The organism is Streptomyces sp. NPDC002785 (assembly GCF_040295565.1).
Classification (GTDB): Bacteria; Actinomycetota; Actinomycetes; order Streptomycetales; family Streptomycetaceae; genus Streptomyces.
Genome location: NZ_JBEOVN010000030.1, coordinates 44,492 through 50,491, shown reverse-complemented (window position 1 = coordinate 50,491; position 6,000 = coordinate 44,492). Strand labels below are relative to the sequence as shown.

Here is a 6,000-nt window from a genome sequence, read left to right as displayed (position 1 = left end):
AGGCAGATGGGGTCTCCCCTGCTCGAGCGCAGCCGAGAGCTTGGGGAAGGAGCCATGGTGATTGACGACAACGCGGCAGATGTGCGTGCCCAGCCCCGCGACGCCGCCCCCCATCTGCCGGTCGGTCTAAGATCGACGCTCGGGTGCCGGGCACGGTCAGCAAGGGGGTGCGCCATGGAGGCGCTGCGTCAGGACGATCCACGCCTCATCGGTCCGTACACCGTGCTGGCGCGGTTCCGCGAGACCGCGAGCGCCGTGCAGTACCTCGCGCACGACGCGGCCGCCGACGGACCCGTGGTGATCACCGCCGCCCGCCCCGAACTTGCCGCGCTGCCCGCCTTCCGGCGCCGCTTCCATGCGGAGGCCCGCACCGCGGACCGGCTGGCCGGCGATTGGGTCCAGCCGCAGCTCGGCCTCCCGGCCGACGACGTGGACGACGACCTGCTGTGGACGGCCGGCCTCTACGTACCCGCACTGACGCTCTCCGAGGCGATCGAGGTCATGGGTCCGCTTCCCGAGCGTGCCGTGCGGATACTCGGCGCAGGCATCGCCGAGACCCTCTCCCGCGTGCACGCCACCGGAGCCGTGCTTCAGGGCCTGGCCCCCGGGACGGTGCTGCTGGCCGAGGACGGGCCGCGGCTCACCGCATTCGGCCCGCTGGGTGCCGCAGCCGCCGCCGAGGCCCGGCCCGGCGGGCAGTTGTCCGTACGGCTCGGCTATCTCACCCCGGAACAGGTCGAGGGAGAGGAGCCCGGACCGGCATCCGATCTCTTCGTCCTGGGCCTGCTGCTGGCGTACGCGGCGACCGGCACGACCCCGCTCGCCGACGGCCCGGCCGCCGAGGGAGCAGAACGGATCGCCCGCACCGACCCCGAACTCGGCGCGGTACCGGCGGAGTTGCGCGACCTGATCGCCCGCTGCCTGGCGAAGGACCCGGCCGACCGGCCGAGCGCGGGGACGGTGGCGGCAGAGCTGGCGCTCGAGGGAGCGTCGGGTTTGGCAAAGGGCGGCTGGCTGCCGGAGCTGCCGGCGGCAGCAGTGGTGGAACAGGGGTTGCGGGTACGGGAGTTGGCCGCAGCGGGTCATCCGGTGGATGCGCAGGTGAACGGGTCGGCCGGCAGGTCCGCGAACGGGCCGGCCGACGGGCCCGTGGACGCTCCGCCGTCGGGCGCGCCGGCCGGTGCGCCCGCGCGCGAACTCGCCCCCGCCAGGGACACCCGTACCGCTCAGCTCGGGGACATCGGGCGCCACGTCCCGGCGACCGACCGGCCCACGACCCAGTTGTCCGTACCGCACGAGCTCGCCGCGCCCGCCGCGGGGCTCCCCGCCGTACTGCCGCCCGTCGCGCCGATACCGCCCCGCCCGCTGCCGGTCCCCGCAGCTCCCGCCACCCCTGCCGTCGGTCGGCGCAGTCTCTTCATCGGGCTCGCCGCCGGGGCCGCCGGGCTGGTGGTCGGCGGGGGTGGAGCGCTCGCACTCGGGTCCGGCGACGGGGGGACGGCGGACGATCCCAAGCCCGCACCGAGCCGCAGCGGCCCCACCGTCGCGGGGCTGCCCCCGCAGCCGCGTTGGGTGTACACGCATCCGGCGGCCGAACTGCCGCCACTCACCGCCGCCCTCTGGAACGACCGGCTGCTGGTGCTGACCAGCGACAGCGGGGCGACCGGCATCGATCTGCGTACCGGGCGCCGGGTCTGGGAGAACACGGACGCCGCCAAGGGGCGGGCCGCGCTGCCGGCCGGGAAGGAACTCTGTTTCGTCGCCGGTCCGTCCGAGTTCCTGTGGCTGTCACCGAAGGACGGCAAGATCGCGCACCGGGCGGGTTACGCGGACGAGTTCACCGGGACGCCGAACCTCGCGGTGTCAAAGGTCGTCGGCGCGTCCGGACCGGTGGTCTGGTTCACCGGCTCCAACAAGGTGACGGTCAAGGCCCCGCCTGCGAAGAAGGGCAAGAAGCGCGGCAAGGACACTCAGGTCGTCAAGTCGTACCTGTTCGCCTACGACATCCTGCAGCGCAAGGAGCTGTGGCGGACCCCCGTACCCACCGGTCGCGGGCCGGCCGCCCCCGTCTACCGGCTGATCGCGGTCGGGCAGGACGACTTCGTCGTACGTCAGAGCACAGGCACGCTGACACCCGGCGATGTGAAGGCCGCCAAGGGGAAAGCCGTCTTCCGGGGCTTCGACCGGAAGACCGGGAAGCTGCTGTGGAGCAGGCCGTTCGGCACGGTCGCACCGTACGCCGCGGCCATGGGCGACGGCCGGGGGCTGCTGTACGCGGCGGTGGGCGACGACCTCCAGGCGTTCGAGATCCCCTCAGGCAAGCCGAAGTGGACGCTGAACGGCACCAGCGGGACCGCGTACGGAACCCCCGTCGCCACCGGAACGCTTCTGCACACCACCAACCGCAACCAGGAAGTGGGTGCGGTCGAGCGGGAGACGGGGCGGCTGCGCTGGCGGCGCTCGACGGAGGCGGCGCCCGGCACCGCCGCCCCCGCGGTGACGCTCAGCACGACCGGCAGGACGCTGCTGGCCGCGGGCAGGGCCCAGGTCACCGCATTCGCGGCGGACGACGGGCGACGGCTGTGGAAGTTCCAGGACATCGGGTCCCAGGACCCGAAGGGGCCCACGGTCACCGCTGCGTACCGGGTGCTGGCGGTCGGAAAGACCGCCGTGGTCCAGCGCGACCGGATCTTCTACGCCTTCCCGGTCGCCTGAGACCGGAAAGGTTCGCCGGCTCGCGACGCCCCGCACGGCACCTTCCTGCGTTGTCGCACCACCTCGAGTACGTCCGGTGCGAGGGGGATCCTCCCTTTTGCGATGCACCACACCGAACGCCGCGAGCTTCCCGGCAAACCGTTCCGGCCACAGCACCAGCCGAATCGCGCAACCACCGCCTTCCGGGCGAACCCTTCTGCCGCCACACCGCAGGGTTCTTGCATCTCGTGACACCGAGTGACCGTACTTGATGCGTTTCGCTCACTCAGGGGGAAGTCTCATGACTCGCCCCGTCACCGGAGGTGATGTCGTGTCAGGTGGAGTCCTGCGTGCAGTCTGCACCGCGACCCTGACCACGCTGGTCGTAACCTCGCCGGCAGCAGCCGCACCCGCGGACCGGAGCCCCGCCGCGGGCCCCACCGCGAAGCTGCCCGCCGCCCCCACGACCACGAACAAAAGCGTCGCCCAACTGCTGACCGAGCTGCAGAAGCTTTACCAGCAGGCCGAGGAGGCCACCGAGACGTACAACGGAACCGCGGCAGAGCTGAAGAAGCGCAAGGCGCAGGCGAAGAAGCTGGGCGCCGCCCTCGCCACGGCCCGGATCGCGCTGTCCGACAGCCGTGACGAGGCGGGGCAGTTGGCCCGTGAGCAGTACCAGGGGCAGTCCGACATCTCCTCGTACATGCAGCTCCTGCTGGCCCGCGATCCCGAGCACTTCCTGGACCAGGAGCATGTGGTCCGGCACGCGGCGGCCGGGCGGGCGGCGACCGTGAAGCGGCTCACCGACGCCGAGAAACGCGCCGACGACCTGGCGACCGAGTCCCGCAAGGTGCTGGACCGGAAGCAGGTCCTGGCCGCCGAGCAGAAGAAGCAGCGGGACGCGGTGCGGTCGCGGCTGAAGGCTGTCGAGGCGAAGCTGGCCACGCTCTCCGGCACGCAGCTCACCGAGCTGTCCCGGCTGGAACAGCAGGGCATGGCGAAGGCTCAGGGCGCCCTGGCCGCCTCCGGGTCCCTGTCCTCGGCCAGGTCTCCGTCCCAGGCGGGCGGCGAGGCGGTCAAGTACGCGATCCGGCAGGTCGGCAAGCCGTATGTGTGGGGCGCGGAGGGGCCGAACTCGTTCGACTGCTCCGGGCTCACCTCGCAGGCCTGGGCGAAGGCGGGCCGCGTCATTCCGCGGACCTCGCAGGAGCAGTGGCGGCAGCTGCCGAAGGTGCCCCTGAACGCACTGCGCCCGGGCGATCTGGTGATCTACTTCCCGAAGGCCACTCATGTGGGGCTGTACATCGGCAACGGCCGGGTGGTGCAGGCCCCCCGGCCCGGCTCGCAGGTGAAGGTCTCGCCGATGGCCTCGAATCCGCTGCTGGGTGCCGTACGGCCGGATCCGCAGAGCGCGCCGCTCTCCGCGTACAAGCCGCCGCAGCCCCCGCAGGGGGCGTCCTCGGGCTCGGACGCGGGGTACAGCTCGTCGTCGGCGCCCAAACAGTAGGCAGCCGGGTCCCGTGACGCCCGCACATGACCGTCGGGCCGACACGGCCCCGGACACGTCGGCGAGGTACGCGTTCGTCTTCTCCGGTTCGAAGATGCATGCCGCTCATGTCAGAGGTCCCTCACCTGCGAACTCCGCGCAGACGAGGGACCCCTGACGTGCTGTGTGCCGTCTCTGGGCCGTCAGCCCTGAACCGGAAGCCTGCCGCAGGCCGCCGCGATGGCGATTCGCGTGTGCTCCCGGCTGCTGGGCAACACGGGTTGCGGCTCAGGCACTTGTCGCCGTCGGCGGTACCCATGAAGACCGGCCGGGCCGTCCGTGGGCCGTCCGAGGGCGGCCCACAGTCACTGACGTTCACCAACACTGACCGCTGCTTCGCAGGTCAGACGCTTACACTGCGGCAGATACCTCGGCCAGGTACGCGTTCGACTTCTCCGGGTCGAAGAAGAAGTTCTCGAAGTCCGCCGGGTTGTTGAAGCCGTTGGCGAAGCGGTTGGCGACCGGCTGGAGCCGGCCGGCGGCGCCGATCAGGTTCAGCACGTGCTCCGGCGGTACGCCGAGCATCGCGTTGGTCCACTTCACGACGTGCTGCGCGGTGTCCCAGTAACGGTCGAACGTGGCCTGCATCCAGTCCGCGTCGAACTCCCGGTCGCCGTGCTCGATGATCGACTCCAGGTACGCGTTGGCGCACTTGGAGGCCGAGTTGGAGCCCTGACCGGTTACCGGGTCGTTGGCGACGACGACGTCCGCCACGCCGAGCACCAGACCGCCGCTGGGCAGCCGGCCGATCGGCTTGCGGACGGTCGGGGCGTAGCGGCCCGCCAGGGTGCCGTTGGCGTCGGTCAGTTCGACCTTGGTGGCGCGGGCGTACTCCCACGGCGTGAACCGCTCCATGAGCTCCAGCGTCTTGGCGAGGTGCTCGGAGGGGTCCTTGATGCCCTGGAACACGTCGAGCGGGCCGCCCGGGATGCCCTCCCAGAACAGGATGTCGGCACGGCCGGACGTGGTCAGGGTCGGCATCACGAAGAGCTCGCCGACGCCGGGGACCAGGTTGCAGCGGACCGCGTCGAACTCGGGGTGCTCGGGACGCGGGCCCATGCCGTGGACGTACGCGACGGCCAGGGCGCGCTGCGGGGCGTCGAACGGCGAACGGGACGCGTCCCGGCCGAACATGGAGACCAGCTCGCCCTTGCCCGCGGAGACCATCACCAGGTCGTAGGTGCGGGAGAAGTAGTCCAGGTCGGAGACGGCGGCACCGTGGATGACGAGCTGTCCACCGCGCTGGGCGAAGGTCTCCATCCAGCCGGCCATCTTCACGCGCTGGTCGACGGACTGGGCGAAGCCGTCCAGCTTTCCGACCCAGTCGACGGCGCGCGACGAGTCGGGCGCGGCGACCGAGACGCCGAGGCCCTCGATGCGCGGGGCCTGGGACTCCCAGAAGTTGAGCTGGTAATCACGCTCGTACTGGAGCGCGGTGTTGAACATGCACTGCGTCGACATGACCCGGCCGGAACGGATCTCGTCGGCGGTGCGGTTGGACATCAGGGTGACTTCGTACCCTCTGGACTGCAGTCCGAGGGCGAGCTGGAGGCCGGACTGACCGGCTCCGACTATGAGTATCTTCCGCATCGCGGTTCTCCGTTACGTGTTGCGTGCGAGCCATGAGGGTGTTGAACATCTTGGCCGGATCAGGGAGCGGCGTTCGGTGCGTGCAGCTGCAAGGCACCGGAGCGGCTTCATAGCGGAGCCATTAGGCCGTTTCGGCAACGCCGCAGATGTGCGTGCCGGGCGTCGCGAGC

General features: G+C 71.1%; 3 protein-coding genes. 2 read left to right on the top strand and 1 reads right to left on the bottom strand.

All coding sequences use genetic code 11. The annotated features are described in order from the left end of the window. The first annotated feature begins 174 nt into the window (after positions 1 to 174). Both ABTZ94_RS10910 and ABTZ94_RS10905 read left to right on the top strand, forming a co-directional pair. Positions 175 to 2,715 (top strand): outer membrane protein assembly factor BamB family protein, encoded by a 2,541-nt coding sequence (locus ABTZ94_RS10910; RefSeq protein ID WP_351199666.1) that lies wholly within the window; start codon positions 175 to 177, stop codon positions 2,713 to 2,715. A 310-nt stretch (positions 2,716 to 3,025) separates the two neighbouring features. Continuing rightward, entirely contained in the window at positions 3,026 to 4,201 is a 1,176-nt protein-coding gene (locus ABTZ94_RS10905; protein WP_351199665.1) for a C40 family peptidase, read from the top strand. A gap of 390 nt (positions 4,202 to 4,591) precedes the next feature. Here the strand turns inward: ABTZ94_RS10905 and ABTZ94_RS10900 are convergent, their stop codons facing one another. Continuing rightward, a complete protein-coding gene (locus ABTZ94_RS10900; protein ID WP_351199663.1) occupies positions 4,592 to 5,830 on the bottom strand; it encodes a styrene monooxygenase/indole monooxygenase family protein in 1,239 nt (412 codons plus the stop codon). Positions 5,831 to 6,000: the final 170 nt, after the last annotated feature.